Raw genomic sequence first — 18,096 nt, 5'->3', positions numbered from 1 at the left:
CCCCATGACGACCGTCACTTCTTCGACCTCCTGCTACTTGGTAACCGGTGTGGCGGGCTTTATCGGCATGCACACGGCGGCGGCGCTGCTGGCCCAGGGCCATGCGGTCATCGGGGTGGACAGCCTGAACGACTACTACGCCGTCTCCCTGAAGCAAGACCGCTTGGCCACGCTGCAGGGTCAGCCAGGCTTTCGCTTTGTGCCGCTGGATGTGGCCGACGCCGATGCCTTGATGGCCTTGATGGCCGAGGTTCAGCCCACCCATGTCATCCATCTGGCGGCCCAGCCGGGTGTGCGCTACAGCCTAGAGAACCCGCATGCCTATGTGCGTGCCAACTTGCAAGGCTTTATGAGCGTGCTGGAGGCCTGCCGCCGTCACCCGGTTCAGCACCTGGTCTATGCCAGCTCTTCCAGCGTCTATGGTGGCAATCTGAAGACCCCGTTCTGCGAGACCGACGCGGTGGATCACCCGGTGAGCCTGTATGCCGCCACCAAGAAGTCCAATGAGTTAATGGCGCATGCCTACAGCCACCTCTACAACATCCCCACCACCGGCTTGCGCTTCTTCACCGTCTATGGCCCATGGGGTCGGCCCGACATGGCGCCCTGGCTGTTCACCAGCGCGATCTTGGAGGGCCGCGACATCAAGGTCTTCAACCACGGCCAGATGCTGCGTGACTTCACCTATATCGACGACATCGTCGAATCCGTGCTGCGCGTGGCCGCCAAGCCCGCCACGCCCCTGCCTGGCTATGACCCGCATGCCCCTTCAGCCGCCGAGAGCAACGCCCCCTACCGCGTCTTCAACATCGGCAACCAGCAGCCCTTGCCCTTGATGCAATTCATCAGCACCTTGGCCGAGGCCATTGGCCGTGAGCCCAAGATGGTGATGCTGCCCATGCAAGCCGGTGATGTCTTGGTCACTGCCGCGCAGACGGACAAACTCCAGGCCTGGGTTGGCTTCCAGCCCGAAACCCCGCTGGCTACCGGCCTGCAAGCCTTTGTGCAGTGGTACCGCCGCTATCACCATGTCTGAAGCCCGCGTGCCCGCCACCGACAAGATCATCTTCATCGCATGCCCCTGGCACCCCATCGGCGGCGGCATGTTCAAGGTGGCTGACTACCTGAACCAAAGCCAAACTCCGGCTCGGGTGCCTGCGGCGGCGCGCGCCCATTGGGTGCCGTTGGACACCCGAGGCGGCGGCAGCGCCTTGGCCTCGGCCGGGGTGTTGCTGGGGGCGCTGTGGCGCATGGCTGTGCAGCGCAGGGCAGGGCGTTTGGTGGGTGTGCATGTCAACATGGCCGAGCGCCTGAGCCTGTTCCGAAAATGCGCGGTGGTGATGGGGGCCCGGGCCTTGGGTGTGCCTGTGGTGCTGCACCTGCATGCTGCGCAACTGCACCACTTCTATGCCCAACTGCCCCGGCCCGTTCAGGCTGCGGTGCGCTGGACTTTTGGCTTGGCTACCCGCTGCGTGGTCTTGGGTGAGGCGGGCCGCCGCTTCGTCACCCAGACCCTGGCCGTGCCGCCCGAGCGCGTTGAGATTGTGGTCAACGGCGTGCCGCGCCAGCCCACCCAGCGCCGCGCCGAGCCTCAAGGCCACAGTCCGCGTCGGCGCCTAGTCTTCTTGGGCAACTTGAGCGAGCGCAAGGGCGTGAGCGACCTGCTGCGCGCCCTGGCCCAAAGCCGGCAGGCCCAGCAAGGCGTGCTTGACGCGGTGTTTGTGGGTGGCGGCGATGTAGCCCACTACCAAGCCCTGGCACAAAGCCTGGGCCTGCAAGCCCAGGTGCAGTTTGTCGGCTGGGCCGACCAAGCCCAGGCCGCCCAACACCTGGCCCAAGCTGATGCCCTGGCCCTGCCGTCTTATGACGAAGGCCTGCCCCTGGTGATTCTGGAGGCGCTGGGCCAGGGCGTAGCCGTCATTGCCACGCCGGTGGGCGAGATCCCGCAGGCCTTGCAGCATGGCCAAGACGCTTGGCTGGTGCCGCCCGGCGACATTGCCGCACTCGCGGTGGGCATTGATGCAGTGCTGGGCGACGACGCCCTGCGCCAGCGTCTAGAGCAGCGCGGCCTGGCCCTTTATGAACAACGTTACGCCCTGAGCCGTTTCGCCGACGCCGTGGCTGCCGTGCATTGGCGCTGCTTTGGCCATGCCGCCCGGCCGGTGGAGGGCATGCCGCATGATTGAAGACTTCGACCAAGCTGGTGGCGCCGACGCCTTGGAGGCCGATGTTTGCATCGTGGGCGGTGGTGCGGCGGGCATCAGCTTGGCGCTGGCGCTGGGCGAGCAGGGCGTGCAGGTCTTGCTGTTGGAGTCGGGCGGCCTGCAGGCCGAGGCGGCCACGCAAGCCTTGTATCAAGGCAGCGTGGCCAACCCCGATTTGCACAGCCCCGCCGACACCTACCGCCAGCGTCGCTGGGGCGGCTCCACCACCTTGTGGGGTGGCCGCTGCGTGCCCTTTGATGACATCGACTTCGAAGCCCGGCCCTATCTGCCGCACACCGCCTGGCCGCTGCCGCATGCCGAGCTGGCCGCCCACTATGCCGAAGCCACGCAGTTGCTGGAAGCCGGCGAGCCGCACTACGATGCCACGCACCCGGCCAATGCTTTCATGCCGCCGATGTTTGCGGGCTTTGCATCGGCACAGGTCAGCACCGACACCCTAGAGCGCTTCTCCTGCCCCACCGACATGGGCCAGCGCTATGCGCGCCGCTTGGCATTGGCGCCGACGGTGCGGGTGCTGACCCATGCCAACGTCACGCATCTGCAGTTGGACCGCGCGAGCCAAGAAGTTCAGTCTTTGACGGTGCAGTCTTTAAAAGGTCGCCGCGCCATCGCCCGGGCGCGTGTGGTGGTGCTGGCCACCGGCGGGCTGGAAGTGCCGCGCTTGCTGCTGGCCAGCAACGATGTGCAGCCTGCAGGCATAGGTAACCACGCCGACCTGGTGGGGCGCCGCTATATGTGCCACATCGCGGGCAATGTGGGTGAGCTGAAAGTCACGCTACCGCGCGCGCAAGTGCATCACGGCTATGCCCGCTCGCCGCTGGGTGCTTACACACGCCGCCGCCTGCAAGTACGGCCTAGCGTACAGCGCGAGATGAGCTTGCCAAACATGGTGGCGCGCCTGCACTTCCCCAAGATCACCGACCCGGCTCATCGCAGCGGCGTGCTCTCGGGCCTGTGCTTGGCGCGGCGCTTCATCAGCTATGAATACGGCAAGCGCCTGAATGATGGTGAGGCGCATGGCGCCACGCATCTGCTGCGCCATCTGCGCAATGTGCTGGCCGACCCGCTGGATACGAGCGCCTTCCTGGCCCACTGGCTGCGCCACCGCACCTTGGCCGAGCGCAAGTTCCCCTCTGTTATCTTGCGCAACACCAGCAACCGCTTCAGCCTGGAAGTCCATGCCGAGCAGATCCCGCGCTTGGACAGCCGCGTCAGCCTGGGCGAGGGTGTCGATGCGCTGGGCCAGCGTCAGCTCCACATCGACTGGCGCTACAGCCCTGCGGATATCGACGGCGTGGCGCGCTCATTGGGCGTGATGGGCCAGGCCCTGCTGCAAGGCGGTGTGGGCACCTTCCACTTTGACCCAGAGACCCTGGAGCGCGACCTCACGCGCTATGGCGCCTATGGTGGCCACCACATCGGCACGGCCTGCATGGGGGCAGACCCGCAGCAGAGCGTGGTTAACGCAGATACTCAGGTTCACGGTGTGCACAACCTTTTCATTGCCAGCAGTGCGGTGTTCCCGTCCAGCAGCCAAGCCAACCCGACCTTGTTGATCGTGGCTTTGGCGCTGCGCTTGGCCCAGCACATTGGCCAACGTGGCCGCACGGAGGGCTGGGCATGACGACGTTTTTGGTGCTCGGCGGCAGCGGCTTTGTGGGCCGCGAGATCACCCAAGCCTTGCTCGCGGCAGGGCATGCCGTGGTGGTGGCCTCGCGTCAGCCACAGCTCACGCCCGAGGCCCAGCTCAGCAGCTGCGCCTTAGATGTGCTGCATGAGCCCAGCCTGCTGCAAGCTCTGGCCGGTATCGACGTGGTGGTCAATGCCACCACTGGCAGCGGGGCCGTCATCACCCAAGGCGCACAAGCCTTGGCCCGCGCCATGCGGCATGCTGGGGTGCGGCATCTGGTACACCTCAGCTCGCAAGCCGTCTACGGCGCGCAAGAGGGCTGGCTGGCCGAAGACACGCCGCTGCAAGCCAGCTTGGGCTGGTACGGCCAGGCCAAGATCCAGGCCGAAGCCGCAGTGCGCCAATGGGCCGAGCAGGGCGGGCGCGCTGTGCTGCTGCGGCCGGGTTGTGTGGTGGGGCCGGGCAGCCCCCTGTGGACCACCCGCGTGGCGCGCTGGCTGCAGGCCGGGCACCTAGGCGACCTGGGCGCACAAGGCGATGGCTGGTCCAACCTGGTTCATGTGCGCGATGTCGCTCAGGCCGTGGTGCAGGCCGCCACTTGGCTGCAGACCGCCGAGCCCACGACCTGCGTGGCCTGCAACCTGGCTGCGCCGGATGCCCCACGCTGGAATCAGTACTTCGCCGACGCTGCCGGCCGCTTGAACATTGCCCCCTTGCCGCGCCTGAGTGCGCGGCAGCTGTGGTGCATCTCGCGCCTCATCGGCGTGCCGCTCAAAGTGGCCGAGCGCCTAGGTCTTCAAGGGCGGTTCTTCGGGCGTGCCCTGCCGCCGGGCATGGCGCCTTCGGTGGCCGCGCTTTGGGGCCAGCAGATCCGGCTTGATGTGCGCCACAGCCCGCCGTGGGGGTCGCTCGAGTGGACGCCTTACGCCCAGATGCTGGACGATTTTTTACCGCCGCCATGACGCACTACATCGGTCTTCAAGGATTGCGTTTTGTGGCCGCCAGTTTGGTGGTGGCCATGCACGCCAGCCTCTATATGGCCCAGCGCACCCAAGGTGTGAGCACCACCGACTACTGGCATGCCGGCGGCTTCGGGGTGCACATCTTCTTTGTCATCAGCGGCTTTGTGATGGGCCTCACCAGCCCGGTCAGCGGCCCTTGGGGTCAGCTCAACGTTGCCGAGGCCAAGACCTTTTTGCTGCGCCGCTTGATCCGCATCGTGCCCATGTATTGGCTCTACACGCTGGCCAAGCTGGTGATCTTGCTGCTGCTGCCGGGCCTGGCCCTGCGCAACAGCTTGGAGCCCTCTCACCTGCTGGCCTCCTTTGCGTTTTGGCCGCACCGGGACGCGGCGGGGGCCTTCTTTCCGCTGCTGCAAGTGGGCTGGACGCTGAACTTCGAGATGCTGTTCTACGCGATCTATGCGCTTGCGCTGCTGTGGCGCGTGCCCGCCTTGCCCTGGACCCTGCTGTGCTATGCCGCCGTGGTGGGCCTGGCCCAACTTGGCGGGCCAGACAGCGCCTGGGCTTTTTGGGCCCAGTCCATCTTCTTAGAGTTTGCCTTGGGCCTGGTCTTGGCCTCGCTGCGGGCACCGATTGAGCGCCTGGGCCCGCTGCTGTCGCTGGGCATGGCCGCGCTCGGTTGGGCGATCTGGGCTCTGGGCCTGCCCACGCCGGGCTGGCCCGGGGTGCTGGTGTCAGGTGTGCCAGCGGCGCTCATCGTGGCGGGCACCATGGGCATGGAGCCTTGGTTCCAGCGGGCGCCTGGCGCGGCATGGCTGAACCGGGGTGGCGATATCTCCTATGCCATCTACCTCGGCCACACCTTTGTGGTGCCCCTGCTGGTGGCGGCCCTGGTGCGGGCAGGCTGGCCCTCGGCGGCCTTGGCAGTGCTGCTGTCTTTGCTGGTCGTGCCTGTGGTGGCCGATGTCATCTACCGCTGGGTCGAGCGCCCCTGCACCCGCGCCCTCAAGGCGCGCTTGTCGTAGCCGCCGGGCGTCGCAGCAAGCGGCGCAAGCCTTCGCGGGCTTGGTCGCCAAAACATTGAGGCCACCAGCACCAGCAGGTCCACCACAGCACCGCCGGCAGGGCCAGCAGCACCGGCAACTGCTGCCACACATTTGCCCCCAACTGCTGTGTCCAGCGTTGAGCACCATAGGCCACCAACACCGTCAGCGCTGACAAGGCCAGGCTGCGGCCTAGTACGGGCAACACGGCGCTCAAAGGCAGCTTCAAGGCGGACAGCGTGGCCACCGTGATGCCCAGCATGCGCATCACCATGATGCCCAGGGCAGCCCAGGCGATGGCAGTGACCCCCAAGGGCGCTGCCAAGTAGATGCTCACCGCGCCCAAGGCCAAGGCGGGCAGTTGGGCCAGCGGCTCTTGCAAACCGCGGCCCAGTGTCCACAGCAAAGGCGTGCCCAGGCCTTGGGCCAGGTAGGCGGGTACGGTCAAAAACAAGACCGCCAAAATCGCGCCCGCGCCAATCCAGCGCTCACCGTAGATCACCAGCATGAGCGGCTCGGCCATGAAGGCCAACACCAGACACACCGGCAGCACAAACACCCCCACCAAAGCCAGCGACTGCAAATACGCGGCCTGCACCCGCTCAGGGGCATGCTTGGCCTGTCCATACAGCGCCGTCAGCGTGGGTTGCAGCGTGCCCAGCAGCATGGTGCTGGGCATCAGCGCCAAATTGGCGGCCATGTTGTAGAGGCCCACGGCGTGCACGGGCATCAGGCGCCCGATCAGCACCTTGTCTACATTGCTCAACATCCAGTTCACGATATTGGTGAGCACCAAATTGCGCCCCTCAGTGGCTGAGGCCCGGTGGCCGGCATAGCGCAGCAGCGGCCGCCACGGGTGCGGCTGCAGGCGCAGCATCGCCACGGTGGTCACGGTGGTTTGCACCAGCCAGGCCGCAATCAGTGCGGAGGTGGTGTGGCCCATCCAGGCCATGGGCACGCCCACGCCCAAATAGCCCAGCGCATAACTCCCCACCTGGATCAGGCCCACTTGCCGGAACTTGAGTGCGCGCTGCGCCAGCGTGGTGGCCACCGCGCTGGCCGATGCCAGCACGCAAGTCAGGCCCAGCCAGCGCACCACCTCGACCGCACGGGGCTCATGGAAGAAGGTGGCGATCCACGGCGCTGCCCACCAGAGCACGAGCGTGGCCGTGCCGCCGGCCAACATCTGCCAGGTGAAGGCAAAGCGAATATCGAGCTCGGTGATGCCGTCGCGGTAGAGCAGGCTGGCCCCCAGCCCCAAGTTGGACGCAAATGTGGCCAAGGTCAGCACCACCATGCCCAGGCCAAAAATGCCGTAGACCTCCGGCCCCAACATGCGGGCCAGGATCACCTGAGCCAGGAACTGCAATCCAAAGCGAGCCACGGTGGTCAGCGTGCCCCACTTCACGGCCTTGGCGCCGGTTCGTGCCAGCCCCGTCATCGGGCCATCAGCATCAAGCTGCGCAGCAAGAAGGCGGGATTGCCAATCACATAGCGCTTGAACAAGCGCTTGGGCTCGCGCTGCAGCCTGAACAGCCACTCCAAGCCACAGCGCCGCATCCACATCGGGGCGCGGTCAAAGCGGTCGCCCATGAAGTCGATGATGGCGCCCCCGCACACGATCAGGCACGGGTACTGCAATTGGCGGCGAAGCTCGGCCGCAATGGTCTCTTGCTTGGGCATGCCCATGCCCAACACGATGATGTCCGGCCGGTCGCGCTGAGCCTGCCCCACGTAATCTGCGGCCGAGCCAAAGCCGTGGCAGGTGAACATCTGCGCGCCATGCGCCAGGTCGCGCTGCACATAGCGCGCGGCTTTGGAGAGATAGGGCTCCACGGTGCCATACAAAGCCACCCGGCGGCCCTCATAGCGCTCTAGCAGCTTAGGGATCAGGTCCGTGCCGTTGAGGTTCACGCCGGGGTGGCGGCCCAGCATCAGCAGCAGCAGGCGCATGCCCGCGCCATCCCGCAGCAGCAGGTCAGCACCAGCCAAAGCCTCACCAAAGCGTTGATGCCCCACCACGCTGTTCATGGCATGGGCATTCACAAACGCCATCACGGTGGGGCGTGTGAGGTGGCGCAGGGGCTCAAATAGCTGGGTCTCCATGTCGCTGGGCTGGCGAACCACCACCAGCGCTTCCAGCAATTGCTGCCAGCAGCCTTGCCAGGAACTGGTGGTCGGAGTCTCTGTGAACTTTTCTTCTGGGGTCATGGCTGGGGTGTGGTCGCCTGTCCCATCAGGCGGGCGCGGTCAGCGGCGGGCAAAGCCGCAAACAGGCTCTCCGCGAATCGCTGGTGAACGGCATAACCCTCGGCCGGGTCCAGCTCAATGGACGAGACGCGGAACAGCAAGCCATCGGGGATCACGCCGCGCAGCCCGTAACGCATCTCGGTCAGCTTCTTGGCAATGCCACCCCTGAACGGCTGGTCGCCGACCAGTGTCCAATAGGTCACTGACTCGCGGCGGCTGGTGCCCAATTGGGTGGAGAGCCGCTTGATCGGCAAGCTCGCTGTACCCAGCTGCAGGGTACCTTTCTCTTGGGCCAGCAGCCTGAAGCCCTGGGCCGGGTAACAGACCTCGGGGTAATGCAATTGCATGCCATCGCGCTGGTCTTCGCCATAGGCCAGCGACAACATCACCCGCTGGCCTTGGCCGTTCACATAGACCCGGCTCAGCGTTTGGCTGTAGATACGGCTCAGCATCTCGGCCTGCTGCGGGTTGACCACGGTGGTGTGGTTGACGGCCACCTCGGTCCAGTCGCCAAAGGCCCTGGGCATCATCTGCTCCAACTGCATGTGGCCCTGCACCTCCACCAGCTTGCGGCGTGGCGTCAGGCTCCAGGCCAGCAGGGCGCACAGCACCATCAGCAGCGCGGCCAGCAGGGCTTGGCGCAAAGAGCGGTCGGTCTGCGTCTTCATGCGCGGGCCTCACGGCGGCGGCTCAAACGCTTGTCCACCCAATGTACAGCGCCGTCCACCGTCAAGATCAACAGCAGTGCGCTCAAGAACAAAACCAAGCCTGCAAAGTCATGCAAGAAGCCCTGCCCAGCTTCGTCACCAAAGTGATAGGTGATCAGCACCAGTACCATCACCCGGATCACATTCGCCAAAAAGCTGATGGGAATGATCAGCACGGCCAAGGTCATGTTGCGGAACAGCGAGGCCGACTGCACCAAGTTCAAATAGAACAGGCCCAAGGCCTCCAAGGTGAACAAGGTGTGCAGGCCCGCGCAAGCGTCGGCCACCAGCATCTGATAAGGCCCGACTTGCAAGATCACCCCGGTGCGCGCAATCGGGTAACCCACGGCATAGAGAATGTGCTCGGCCACATAGGACACGGCCATCTTCATCGGTGCAGTCATCGCATCCACCAGCAAAGCGGGCAGGGGGATCATGAACAGCATGAAGAACAGTGGAAACCAAATCGCCCGTGCCTGCTGGGTGCCGCGAAATAGCAGCACCGTGCCCAGCAGCATGGGGATCATGGAACCCACCTCAAACAGCAAAATGCCTTGAGAGCGCCCCACTGCATACAGCAGCCCCGATGCCGCCAACAGCGGCCAAGCCAGCAGTGGCTTTGGGCCTGCACCGCCCACAGCGTCTACCTGATCCCAGCGCTTGTAAATCAGCCAGCAAGCCAGCGCCAAAATGATGGGGCCATGGCCCTGAGTGTCATCGGCCCAGACCCCGCTGAACAAGCCCACCAGCGTGGGCACATACAGCGCGCACAGCCCCGCCAGCAAGACCAGCCAAGGGGCATGGTCCTTCCAGCGCAGCGTAGGCAGAGCGGTCACGGGGCGGGCGAGTTCAATACTCGTTCATTACCACGCCCGCCACCTTGGCGGTGCTGGCGCTGAGGGCTTGAACCAGGGCTTTGAGGTCGTCCACCCGCACTGAGTTTTTGCGCGCCACGATCAGTGCCACGCCACAGCGGGCTGCGGCCACCAGGCTGTCGGCGCCAAACTCGGCCGCTGGGGTGTCCACCACCACATGGTCAAACTTGTTCAGCAACTCATGCAGCAGCAAACCAAAGGCGGCGCCCTCAATCAGTTCCAGCGGGTTGGGTGGCTGAATGCCCACGGGCAGCACAAACAAATTGCTGATGCCCTTGACCGACTTGATCACGCTGTCGCCGCGACGCCCCGATAACAAGCCCGAAAGCCCGGAGTTGTTGTCCACGCCAAAAACCTCGTGCAGGCGTGGCCCGCGCAGGTCGGCATCCACCACCAGGGTGCGGCCACCCAACTGGGCCAGGGCCACCGCCAGATTGGCAGCGAAAAAGGTTTTGCCGTCGCCCGAGTTGGGGCTCAGGATGGCCAGCGCCCGCTTGGCCTTGGGCGCGCCTTCTTCGCCCTGGGTGCGCATCAAGATTTGCGCTCGCGTGGCCCGGAAGGCCTCGGCTTGCTGGCTGAAGGGCTGGTTCAGCACCACCAGTTCCGGGTGGGCGGCGGTTTGCTCGCCATCGGCCACCGCATAGTTGAACTGCTCGGCCAGGGCATGCAGCACATCGTCGGGCGAGGCATAGCCCAGTTTGATGGCGGCCTCGCCAAACTTCAGGCCATGCAGGCGCTGGTGCTGCAGGATCTCGGCCACCTGCGCCGCGCTCAGGGCCCGCGTGTCGCGAATGATGTCGCCAATCGAGCGGATGTCGTCGCTGCTGGGCAGCGAGCCGAAGGTGGAGTGGGTCTGGCCCGAGGCCTTGTCTTGATCAGTCATGACTCAAGCCTTTGCCGAGCGGTTAGAGGCCAGGCGGCCCGAGATCACCCGCTGCGCCATCAGCGAGGGGCGGCCCCGCGCCAAGATGGGCTTGGGCACCACGCCCAGCACCGGCACACCCAAGGTGTCGATCAGGTCGGTGGTCGAGCGCACGCGGCGGTCCAGCAGCTCGCGCACCAGCGCCAGGCCCACCGCCAGCAGCGTGCCCACAAACATCGCCAGCGCGATGTTCAACAAGACCTTGGGTGACGAGGGCTTGAGCGGCACCGTGGCCGGGCTCAGCACATTGATATTGCTCTGCTGGGTTTGGCTTTCCAGCAGGGTTTGGTTCAAGCGGCCGACGATGGTGTCATAGCTGCGCTGGGCGTTCTCCACATCGCGCTGCAACACCGCCATGGCGTCGCGCTGCTCTTTGAGTTTCAGCACTTTGGCCCGCTGGGCCTCCAGTTGGCTGCGCGTTTGCGCTTCGCGCGAGCTGTTGATGGACGCCGTCACCCCCACACTGCTGGTCGAGCGTTGCAGCTCGGTATTCAAGCGGCTGCGCATCTCGGCCACACTGGCCCGCGCTTGCTCCACTTGCGGGTGCTTGTCACCCAGGCGGGTGTTCAGTTCTTGCAGTTGGGCCTCGGCTCGGTTCAGCTCGAACTTCAGGTTCGTCACCACCGGGTTCATCATGGCCTCACTGAGGCGGTCGCCCTTGCCTCCGGCCGCCTGGGCCTCGCGGCTGCGGCTCTCTGAGGAGATGGCCTGCATCATCACCAGTTGGCTGGAGAGATCATTCAGGCGAGCCGTCTCTACATCCAGGCGCTCGTCTGAGCCCACGATGCCGTTGTCGCGCTGAAACGCGCTCAAGCGGCTAGAGGCTGCTTCCAGGGCGTCGCGGGCGTCTTTGGCGCGCTGGTCAAAAAAGCCGCTGTATTGCTTGGCGGGGTCCACGCGCAGTTCCACCGCCGTGTCGATATAGGCCTGTACAAAAGCATTTGCCAGCGCCGCCGCGAAAGCCGGGTCGGGCGCCTGGAAGCCAATGCTGATCACATTGCTCTCGCGCGAGGGGCGCACTTCAAGCTGGGTCAGAAAGTTGCGCGCCAGCCAGTCGTTGATATCGCCCGCGCCGCCCGTGGCTTCTTGCCACTGCTCGCGCACCAAGGGGTTGTCATTGAGCTTGAGGTTGCGCGCCACGCGTGTGGCCACGCGGCTGCTCTGGATGATGTCCACCTGCGTGGCCATGATCGAAGGGTTCAGCATCTGCCCCAGCACAATGCCGGTGATCGGGTCGGGCTTCACGTCCACCACCACACTGGCGCTGGCCGTGTAGCGCTTGGGGCTCAAGAGGCTGAAGGCCGCCGTGGCCAGCACCACCAGGGCCAGCAGCGCGGCGGAGAGCTTCCAGCGTGCCCGCAAAATGGCCACAAATTGCGAAAAATTCATACCGGCCGCCTTAGAACAAACTCTCTCGAACAAAGATCACATCGCCAGCGCGCAGAGGCTCTGTCATGCTGGGCTGGATCTCCTCGACCTGGCCCGCCTCATTGCGGCGGTGAATGCGAATGCCGCGGTCGGTGCCGCGCTGCGTCAAGCCACCGCCTGCGGCCAAGCCTTGCAGCAGCGTCATGCCACGGTCCAGCCGCAATTGGCCGGGGCGCTGAACCTCGCCGTAGATGTAGACCACCGGCGCACGCTCGACATAAACCACATCGCCGCCTTGCAGCACGATGTCGTCATAGCGGCGGCGGCCGTCCAGCACTTCGGGCAGGTCGATCACCTTGCGAAAGGCCTGGCCCTCGCGCGTGCCCACCACCACCACCTCGTCGCTGGCCTGGTTCAGCAGCACGCCACCGGCCTGCGCCAATACATCAGAGAGCTTGGTGCCGCCGTTCTCCAGCGCAAAGCGGCCGGGCCGGTTCACCTGGCCCAGCACGCTGACCTGGCTGCCGCGCGCTTGCATCAGCACCACATTGACCTGCGGGTTCTTCACGAACTCGCCCTTCTTCAGCGCGGCGGCAATCACCTGCTCGGCCTCACCGACGGTGCGGCCGCCCAGCATCAGCGCGCCCACCAGCGGGAAGGAGATCACGCCGGTTTCAGACAGCCGCGTCTCCAAGCTCAGGTCTTGGCTTTGGTAGACCGAGATGCGGATCACATCCCCGCCGCCCAAGCGGTATTCGGCCTGCGCCGCTTCGGTGGTGGGCGTCATGGCCTGGGCTGGGGGCAGGGTGGCACACACCAGCAGCGGGCCTAACAACAGCGAGGGGAGAAACTTGTTCATGATCGTCATCTCACGGGCGCTCACTTAAGGCCCATGCCCTTCTTCAAGGTGGCGTCGTCCAGGCCTTGGCTGGCGGCGGGGGTGGGTGCAGGTGCGGAGGGCGGCGCGGCCGCCGCAGCGCTGGCGGCGCTGGCGGCAGGCTCGGCAAACTTGCCTTGGTATTCGATCTTGGCGGCACTGCGGGCCGCCTTGATGGCGGCCTCCACGGCTTGTCGCTTGCGTTCATTCAAGATGAACTGCTCGATGGCCGGGGTGGCTTGGGCCAGGCTCACCGGGCCGGGCTGGGCGGCGGCAATGTGCAGCACCTTCACCGGCTTGCCGCTTTGCGAGATCACCAAGCTCTGGCCCACCGTCATGGCGCCCATTTTGTCCACCAGCGACATGGGCAGCGACTCAGCCCCCTGCGTGCTCTGGCCCACCTCAAAGGTCAGGCCCATGGCGGTCAGGGCTGCAGCCACCTCGGCGCCGCTGCGCGCCTGCGTCATCTTGGCGTCCAGCACGGCCGTGTCAATGCTGCCGGCCTTCAGGTTGAACTCCTGCAGCGTGTAGGCCCGGCGCTTGGCAAACAAGGCGGGCTTGTCGTCGTAATACTTTTGCACCTCTTGGGCGGTGGGCTTGGTCACGGCCTCGGCCACCTGCTCAGCGTAGGCTCGCGCAATGATCTCGCGCTTGGCGGCTTCAATGGCCGCCATCACCTTGGGGTCGCGGTCCAGCTTTTGCTCGACGGCCTTCTGGACCGCCAACTCCTGGTCAATCAGACGCTCCAGCACTTGGCGGCTGACCGTGTCGAGCTGCTCTTGCTTCAAGCCCCGCTGCTGTTGCAGGGCTTGGTTGATCTGGTGGACCGTGATCTCGCCGTCATTGACCCGCGCTGCCGCCTGGGTGGCCACCTTGGCCCTTTCGCCGCAGGCCGCCAGCAGTGAGGCGGACAAGACCGTGGCCACCAAGATAGGACGTAGCAATTGCATGGGACAAAGCCTTGAGAAACAAAAAACGGGCGGTCAGGGCGCCCGGTCACGTGAATTTGGTACAACCTGTTACGCCATTCTAAGCGGCGACCCCTTCGGGAGTTTTGTTTCCGGAGGCATTGGGGAATTTTTCACATCGAAGTAGACAAACTCCGAACAGAGGCGACAGTTTTGTGCCATTCAACCCGCCCCCCTGTGCGGGGCGATAAAACTTGAGGTGGCCCGGTGTTTTCTAGAAAGTGGCCCCCTTTACACTTGTCGCATGTTGTCGCGCCCCCTCCATGTTTGAAGAACGCAGTGCCAAAAAGCGGTTTCTGAGCGCTCCCCCGTCCATCCCTTCGGTGATTGCCGCTGTGCTGGAGCCGGTGATCTCCGCGCTGTGCCTGCTGGTCTGCCTGCGCCTCTGGGATCAGCCCATTGAGGGCCTGAGCATGGGCCTGATCACCATCGTGGCGGTGCTGACCTTCCCGGGGCTCAACCGCTTTGGTCGCAACCCGGTGGCCACTGCGATTGACATCCTCATCTCCTGGTACGGCGTGCTCTTTGTGCTGTGGCTGTTGGGCTTTGCCGTGGGCAAGCTTGACGCACTCAACCCCAATATGCTCTTGGCCTGGGCGATCTCCACGCCCGTGTGCCTGTGGCTGTGCACCCAAGCTGGCACGCTGTGGTTTAGGCACCAGGCCAGCAAACCCGAGGCGCGCCGCCGCGCCGTGATTGCCGGCGCCAACCACCTGGGTTTGCGGGTGGCAGAGATGCTCACTCAACACGCCGTGCCGCCGCACGAGTGCCTAGGGTTTTTTGATGACCGTGAGCCTGCCCGCTTGCCGCCAGAGGCCCATGTCGTAGGGCGCTTGGAAGCCATGCCCGACTTCATCGACAAGCACGGTGTCAAAGACGTGTTCGTGGCCCTGCCCTTGACCTCGCAGCCGCGCATCATGAACCTGATGGCCTCGTTGCAAAACACCACGGCCTCGCTGCACTTTGTGCCCGATGTGTTTGGCGTCAACATCATCCAAGGCCGCTTGCAAGACATTGGTGGCATCCCGGTGGTGGGCCTGACCGTCACACCCTTTACCGGGGTCAATGGCCTGATCAAACGCCTCAGCGACATCGTTTTGGCCAGCATCATCTTGGTCTTGATTGCGCCGCTGCTGCTGCTTATTGCCCTCGGCGTGCGGCTCAGCTCACCGGGGCCGGTCATCTTCCGGCAGCACCGCACCGGTTTGGACGGCGAGATCATCAAGGTCTACAAGTTCCGCTCCATGCGCACCATGGACAACGGCGCCGTCGTCAAACAAGCCACCAAGGGCGACCCGCGTGTCACCAAGTTTGGGGCCTTCTTGCGCCGCACCTCGCTGGACGAATTGCCCCAGTTCGTCAACGTGCTGCAAGGCCGCATGAGCATCGTCGGCCCCCGGCCCCATGCCGTGGCCCACAACGAGCACTACGCCAAGGTTGTCAAAGCCTATATGGCTCGCCACAAAGTGCGGCCCGGCATCACCGGTTGGGCCCAGGTCAATGGCCTGCGTGGAGAGACCGACACCCTCGACAAAATGGCCCGTCGCGTAGAGTTCGACTTGGAGTACCTGCGCAACTGGTCTTTGGGTCTCGACCTCCTGATCATTGTGCGCACCGTCAAGCTCATGATCTTTGATCGCGGCGCTTACTGATCTCGTGCCTCATTGCGCCTTCACCTGCGCACCTTTTGCCATGCCACGCTGCTGCCCCCGCGCTCTTCAAGCCGCTTGCCCCACACGCGCGCCGCGCTCCCTGCTGGTGCCACGCCTGTTGCCCCTGGCATTGGCGCTGGGTATGGCGCTGCCTGCGCTGGGCCAAGACACGGGCCTTGGCGTGGGGGTCTCGCAGCAGCTGCTGCACGACTCCAACGTGCTGCGCGCACCGGACGGCAGTGAACAAGAAGCCTGGGTTTCCCTGTCGGGCCTGCGCTTGAGCCTGGATACCCCTGTGGGCCGGGGCAGCCTTAAAGCCAGCGCCAGTGCCGACGCGGTGCAGTACCGCCACCTCAGCCAGTTCAACCACACCAGCCTTAAGCTAGACGCCACCTTGGCCTTCGAGGCCGCCGAGCGTGTGTTTGGCGAAGTCGGTGCGGCCACCGAGCAAAGCCTCTACCGCTACGACCAACTCGGCTTGGTGCAAACCGAGCGCAGCTTGCGCCGCGACAGCCGCGCCTTTGTGTCCGCCCGCGTGGGTGTGGTCACCCAGTGGACGGCCGAAGGCACGCTGACCCTGCAAGACAGCCGCTACACCAACGTGCCGCTGTCCGTGCGCGACCAGCGCTGGCTCACGGCCGAAGCGGGCTTGCGCTACCAGCCCAGCCTCGACCTGTTCTTCCGCGGCGTGGTGCGCGGCATTGACGGCTCCTTTACCCGGGAGGGTTTGGCCGACGACGACTTCCGCCGCAAAGAACTGCAGGGGGTGGCCTTTTGGCAGATCAGCGGTGCCAGCAACGTGTCCGCCTCGGTCGCCTTGTCGCGCGAGACCCACAGCTTGGCCACCGTGCGCGACAGCACCAACTGGCTGGGCTCTCTGGCTTGGCGCTGGCAGCCCACGGCAAAGCTGCAGTTGAACACCCGCTTGGCTCGCGACAGCAACGCAGGCGCCACCGAAGCCACCTTCAGCAGCGCCGATACCCTGCTGCGCACCACCGCCAGCGTAGGTGCCAGTTGGCGGCTCAGCCCCAAAGTTCAGCTCGACGCCCAAGCGCTGCGCGCCCAACGCACGCTGGACAACACCTTCAGCGGCCTGGTGCAACAAACCCGCCAAGGCCGCGACAGCACCGACAGCCTGGGCCTGACGCTCAGCTACAAGCCCCTGCGCTCTGTGGGGCTGTCGTGCTCAGCCAACTGGACCCGCCGCACCGTAGACGGCGACATTGCCGGCCTGAGCTACCCGTTTGCCGCCACGGACTACGGCTGCGCCGGGCAGTTCTGGTTGCGCTGAGCGGATCAAGGGCATCGCCCTCGGCGGCGTGCGGGCGCTACAAAGCCAGCGTGATTCAAGCTAGCGGGGCGCCGCCGCCTTCATCGGCAGTATCGGGACCAGGCTTGTTCGGGAGGAAGTCCGAGTGAAGAGGTGGCAGTGAGCTTTCGCTTTCCGAGTCGCTTCCACTCTCATTTCTTTCGTTCGTCTGTTTCTTGTTTGGGATTGTGCTGGAAACGGTGGGAGGGCTCCATTGACATCTCACCTTGAGCTGTTGATTCCTGGAGCTGGGTCGGCGGATAGAATCCTGTAAATGGCATTGGATAAAAGAATGCAGGCTGGAAAGGCTGAAATCCTTGAGATTGAAATGGATTGAGTAATGGTGATTGGAGGGGGGGAATTGAGCAAATATTGATGGTTGGAATGAAAGGGTTCCTTGGGTGTGGTGCGATGGTGGCGCAGAGTTGCGGTCTTCCGTAATGGATGGGATACTTTTAGGCTTCAGCAAGGCCCGCAGCCCCTGTGAAATGTTCGATATTTCAAGGAAATTATCCTTAACCGCTTTTGTCTCTTGACCATTGTTGTGATCGTTTAAAAAGCCGGCTTCGCTTTGGGTTTGTTCAAAGAAAGAATCTACTTTCTCGATGTTGTCGTCTGATTGAATGTTTGTAATATTGGTGGTGTTTTTCAGTTGAGTGAGGATGGGTTCGATGGTGGTTGAGTAATTGCTGACATGGTTGCATTTTTCAGCGATAAAGTCCCAGCCCTTCGCCAGGGAGGTATAGAAAGGGGTTTTGATATCGGCGAAATATTCTTCTGGCCGTGATGTTTGGGCGCGCTTGTTGTTTTTCTCTAAAAATTCTGCATTTCTAGTCGTCAATTCATTATATCCAGCTTTAGAAAGGGTGCCTTTTTCAATAGCCTCTTTCATGGAGTCGCCAGCGTTGGCTATATACTGCATAGCCTTGAAGCCGTGCCCGATCGACTCCTTTGCCTTATGCGCTTCTATTGCTGCATTGATGGCGACTGTACAAATGTCCTTGGGAGTAGATTTTTCGGCATTAGCAGGCTGCTGAAAAACTCCCCTGCTCCGAAGTGTCTCCACCTCGACGCTAAGCCGGGGAGCTGGGTTTTCCATGATGTGGGACGAGGGACTTGAATTTCGTTGGTTTGGTGCGGCTTTCGCGCGTATTCAGGCTGATTTCTGGTCACTGCGCGGGCTGCAGACGGACTGCTCCCAAGTTGCGGATGCGCACCAGGTTGTAGGCCGCCATGGTCAGCACAAACATCTGGTCCACTCGCTTGAGGCCGCGCACCATCACTTGGCGAATGCTGCCCACTGTCTTG

At 64.0% G+C, this 18,096-nt stretch carries 16 protein-coding genes and 1 pseudogene; 7 read left to right on the top strand and 10 right to left on the bottom strand.

Annotated features, from left to right (window positions below; translation table 11 throughout):
- The first annotated feature begins 4 nt into the window (after positions 1 to 4).
- Genes ACIQ3Q_RS04500 through ACIQ3Q_RS04480 form a run of 5 tightly spaced genes read left to right on the top strand, consistent with a single transcriptional unit; the run spans position 5 to position 5,842 of the window.
- Positions 5 to 1,036: an NAD-dependent epimerase gene (locus ACIQ3Q_RS04500; protein WP_396267791.1), complete on the top strand. Its 1,032-nt coding sequence runs from the start codon at positions 5 to 7 to the stop codon at positions 1,034 to 1,036.
- A complete protein-coding gene (locus ACIQ3Q_RS04495; protein ID WP_396267790.1) occupies positions 1,029 to 2,186 on the top strand; it encodes a glycosyltransferase family 4 protein in 1,158 nt (385 codons plus the stop codon). The genes ACIQ3Q_RS04500 and ACIQ3Q_RS04495 overlap by 8 nt, the downstream gene beginning before the upstream one ends.
- Positions 2,179 to 3,849 (top strand): FAD-dependent oxidoreductase, encoded by a 1,671-nt coding sequence (locus tag ACIQ3Q_RS04490; RefSeq protein WP_396267789.1) that lies wholly within the window; start codon positions 2,179 to 2,181, stop codon positions 3,847 to 3,849. Before ACIQ3Q_RS04495 ends, ACIQ3Q_RS04490 begins: the two co-directional genes overlap by 8 nt.
- Entirely contained in the window at positions 3,846 to 4,817 is a 972-nt protein-coding gene (locus ACIQ3Q_RS04485) for an NAD-dependent epimerase/dehydratase family protein (protein WP_396267788.1), read from the top strand. The genes ACIQ3Q_RS04490 and ACIQ3Q_RS04485 overlap by 4 nt, the downstream gene beginning before the upstream one ends.
- Positions 4,814 to 5,842: an acyltransferase family protein gene (locus ACIQ3Q_RS04480; protein ID WP_396267787.1), complete on the top strand. Its 1,029-nt coding sequence runs from the start codon at positions 4,814 to 4,816 to the stop codon at positions 5,840 to 5,842. Before ACIQ3Q_RS04485 ends, ACIQ3Q_RS04480 begins: the two co-directional genes overlap by 4 nt.
- On the opposite strand, the gene ACIQ3Q_RS04475 is transcribed toward ACIQ3Q_RS04480, so the two are convergent.
- From ACIQ3Q_RS04475 to ACIQ3Q_RS04440, 8 genes are read right to left on the bottom strand one after another with little or no spacing between them, the layout of a single operon-like run.
- Complete coding sequence (locus ACIQ3Q_RS04475; RefSeq protein ID WP_396267786.1) at positions 5,823 to 7,301, bottom strand: lipopolysaccharide biosynthesis protein; 1,479 nt, start codon at positions 7,299 to 7,301, stop codon at positions 5,823 to 5,825. The two genes, ACIQ3Q_RS04480 and ACIQ3Q_RS04475, sit on opposite strands and share 20 nt — an antisense overlap.
- On the bottom strand, positions 7,298 to 8,071 hold the full coding sequence (locus ACIQ3Q_RS04470) for a WecB/TagA/CpsF family glycosyltransferase (protein WP_396267785.1): 774 nt from the start codon (positions 8,069 to 8,071) through the stop codon (positions 7,298 to 7,300). Before ACIQ3Q_RS04470 ends, ACIQ3Q_RS04475 begins: the two co-directional genes overlap by 4 nt.
- Positions 8,068 to 8,778 carry an exosortase-associated protein EpsI, B-type gene (gene epsI, locus ACIQ3Q_RS04465; protein WP_396267784.1) on the bottom strand — a complete coding sequence of 237 codons (711 nt, stop codon included), beginning with the start codon at positions 8,776 to 8,778 and terminating at the stop codon, positions 8,068 to 8,070. The genes ACIQ3Q_RS04470 and epsI overlap by 4 nt, the downstream gene beginning before the upstream one ends.
- Positions 8,775 to 9,653: an exosortase B gene (gene xrtB, locus ACIQ3Q_RS04460; RefSeq protein WP_396267783.1), complete on the bottom strand. Its 879-nt coding sequence runs from the start codon at positions 9,651 to 9,653 to the stop codon at positions 8,775 to 8,777. Before xrtB ends, epsI begins: the two co-directional genes overlap by 4 nt.
- A gap of 13 nt (positions 9,654 to 9,666) precedes the next feature.
- The gene (locus tag ACIQ3Q_RS04455; RefSeq protein WP_396267782.1) at positions 9,667 to 10,575 is read right to left on the bottom strand and encodes a polysaccharide biosynthesis tyrosine autokinase; all 909 of its coding nucleotides are present in this window, start codon (positions 10,573 to 10,575) and stop codon (positions 9,667 to 9,669) included.
- Positions 10,576 to 10,578: 3 nt separating this feature from the next.
- On the bottom strand, positions 10,579 to 12,003 hold the full coding sequence (gene epsF, locus ACIQ3Q_RS04450) for a chain length determinant protein EpsF (RefSeq protein WP_396267781.1): 1,425 nt from the start codon (positions 12,001 to 12,003) through the stop codon (positions 10,579 to 10,581).
- A 10-nt stretch (positions 12,004 to 12,013) separates the two neighbouring features.
- Positions 12,014 to 12,841 (bottom strand): polysaccharide export protein EpsE, encoded by an 828-nt coding sequence (gene epsE, locus ACIQ3Q_RS04445; RefSeq protein WP_396267780.1) that lies wholly within the window; start codon positions 12,839 to 12,841, stop codon positions 12,014 to 12,016.
- A 20-nt stretch (positions 12,842 to 12,861) separates the two neighbouring features.
- Positions 12,862 to 13,809, bottom strand: a complete 948-nt coding sequence (locus tag ACIQ3Q_RS04440; protein ID WP_396267779.1) for an EpsD family peptidyl-prolyl cis-trans isomerase — start codon at positions 13,807 to 13,809, stop codon at positions 12,862 to 12,864.
- Positions 13,810 to 14,090: 281 nt separating this feature from the next.
- Here ACIQ3Q_RS04440 and ACIQ3Q_RS04435 point away from each other — a divergent pair, with 281 nt between their 5' ends.
- Together ACIQ3Q_RS04435 and ACIQ3Q_RS04430 are read left to right on the top strand one after the other, a co-directional pair.
- Positions 14,091 to 15,479 (top strand): undecaprenyl-phosphate glucose phosphotransferase, encoded by a 1,389-nt coding sequence (locus ACIQ3Q_RS04435; protein ID WP_396267778.1) that lies wholly within the window; start codon positions 14,091 to 14,093, stop codon positions 15,477 to 15,479.
- A 106-nt stretch (positions 15,480 to 15,585) separates the two neighbouring features.
- Positions 15,586 to 16,770, top strand: a complete 1,185-nt coding sequence (locus tag ACIQ3Q_RS04430; protein ID WP_396267777.1) for a hypothetical protein — start codon at positions 15,586 to 15,588, stop codon at positions 16,768 to 16,770.
- A 55-nt stretch (positions 16,771 to 16,825) separates the two neighbouring features.
- Here ACIQ3Q_RS04430 and ACIQ3Q_RS04425 read toward each other — a convergent pair whose 3' ends face one another.
- Together ACIQ3Q_RS04425 and ACIQ3Q_RS04420 are read right to left on the bottom strand one after the other, a co-directional pair.
- Complete coding sequence (locus tag ACIQ3Q_RS04425) at positions 16,826 to 17,887, bottom strand: hypothetical protein (protein WP_396267776.1); 1,062 nt, start codon at positions 17,885 to 17,887, stop codon at positions 16,826 to 16,828.
- A gap of 70 nt (positions 17,888 to 17,957) precedes the next feature.
- Positions 17,958 to 18,096 (bottom strand): annotated as a pseudogene (locus tag ACIQ3Q_RS04420) (IS5/IS1182 family transposase); the annotation flags it as partial.

The sequence above is a fragment of the Ideonella sp. genome (genome assembly GCF_044358605.1).
Classification (GTDB): domain Bacteria; phylum Pseudomonadota; class Gammaproteobacteria; order Burkholderiales; family Burkholderiaceae_C; genus Ideonella.
This window is presented reverse-complemented; position numbering and strand designations above follow the sequence as displayed.

Coding starts and splice junctions, on each gene's coding strand:
- ACIQ3Q_RS04485 (WP_396267788.1), top strand. CDS start 3,846: ATGACGACGTTTTTGGTGCTCGGCGGCAGCGGCTTTGTGGGCCGCGAG.
- ACIQ3Q_RS04470 (WP_396267785.1), bottom strand. CDS start 8,071: ATGACCCCAGAAGAAAAGTTCACAGAGACTCCGACCACCAGTTCCTGG.
- ACIQ3Q_RS04435 (WP_396267778.1), top strand. CDS start 14,091: ATGTTTGAAGAACGCAGTGCCAAAAAGCGGTTTCTGAGCGCTCCCCCG.
- epsE (WP_396267780.1), bottom strand. CDS start 12,841: ATGAACAAGTTTCTCCCCTCGCTGTTGTTAGGCCCGCTGCTGGTGTGT.
- ACIQ3Q_RS04425 (WP_396267776.1), bottom strand. CDS start 17,887: ATGGAAAACCCAGCTCCCCGGCTTAGCGTCGAGGTGGAGACACTTCGG.
- ACIQ3Q_RS04475 (WP_396267786.1), bottom strand. CDS start 7,301: ATGACGGGGCTGGCACGAACCGGCGCCAAGGCCGTGAAGTGGGGCACG.
- ACIQ3Q_RS04490 (WP_396267789.1), top strand. CDS start 2,179: ATGATTGAAGACTTCGACCAAGCTGGTGGCGCCGACGCCTTGGAGGCC.
- ACIQ3Q_RS04480 (WP_396267787.1), top strand. CDS start 4,814: ATGACGCACTACATCGGTCTTCAAGGATTGCGTTTTGTGGCCGCCAGT.
- ACIQ3Q_RS04495 (WP_396267790.1), top strand. CDS start 1,029: ATGTCTGAAGCCCGCGTGCCCGCCACCGACAAGATCATCTTCATCGCA.
- epsI (WP_396267784.1), bottom strand. CDS start 8,778: ATGAAGACGCAGACCGACCGCTCTTTGCGCCAAGCCCTGCTGGCCGCG.
- ACIQ3Q_RS04440 (WP_396267779.1), bottom strand. CDS start 13,809: ATGCAATTGCTACGTCCTATCTTGGTGGCCACGGTCTTGTCCGCCTCA.
- ACIQ3Q_RS04500 (WP_396267791.1), top strand. CDS start 5: ATGACGACCGTCACTTCTTCGACCTCCTGCTACTTGGTAACCGGTGTG.
- ACIQ3Q_RS04455 (WP_396267782.1), bottom strand. CDS start 10,575: ATGACTGATCAAGACAAGGCCTCGGGCCAGACCCACTCCACCTTCGGC.
- epsF (WP_396267781.1), bottom strand. CDS start 12,003: ATGAATTTTTCGCAATTTGTGGCCATTTTGCGGGCACGCTGGAAGCTC.